This window comes from Cysteiniphilum marinum (genome assembly GCF_014857925.1).
GTDB classification, from domain to species: domain Bacteria; phylum Pseudomonadota; class Gammaproteobacteria; order Francisellales; family Francisellaceae; genus Caedibacter; species Caedibacter marinus.
The window spans coordinates 1-583 of sequence record NZ_JACYVZ010000117.1 but is presented as its reverse complement, the minus strand read 5'-3'; the positions used below and the strand labels follow the sequence as shown (position 1 = coordinate 583).

The following is a 583-nucleotide window of genomic DNA, read 5'->3' as shown; positions in this document are numbered from 1 at the left end:
CATTTTTTAACCCATAGCATCTTCTCGTCAGCACTTTTAACCTGTTATTAAAGCCTTCCACAAAACCGCTACTATTTCGATCAATAAAGTAATTGCTTACCTCTTCAATATGGGTTGTTAATGTCGTAATAAAGCTATCAAAACATTTTAATTTAGATTTTTGTACATCAGCAATCCAGTCCATTAACTCTGCTTTTGCTTGAACCTTGCTTAGATGGCTATTAAAAACGGAGGTTAAACGATGACTAAAGGCATAAACCAACTGTAACTTAGGGGAGTGCTTAAACAACATATCTACTATCACTTTCTCTTCTTCATTAAAATAATCTTTCCCTTTCCTCAGAATGGCTACAGCTGGATTGAGTTCTTGGTATTCCTCTTTTGACAGCTTTGATTTAAGTCTCTTAAGCTCACTTTTACGCACATCTATTAGCTTTTTTCGATATAATTTTGATACATGGAAGCGATCTGCTACAACAACATTATTCCCAAAAACCTCTTTGGCAGCATTAATATAACCTTCATACAAATCAGAGCAGACAGCTGAAACAGTATTACGTAAGCGAGCAGGTATGCTTTTAAA

The 583-nt window shown here is 35.0% G+C and carries 1 protein-coding gene; it reads right to left on the bottom strand.

The annotated features are described in order from the left end of the window. Window positions 1–583: transposase (locus IE867_RS14570; protein WP_192485420.1), on the bottom strand; the 583-nt coding region annotated here is incomplete at both ends.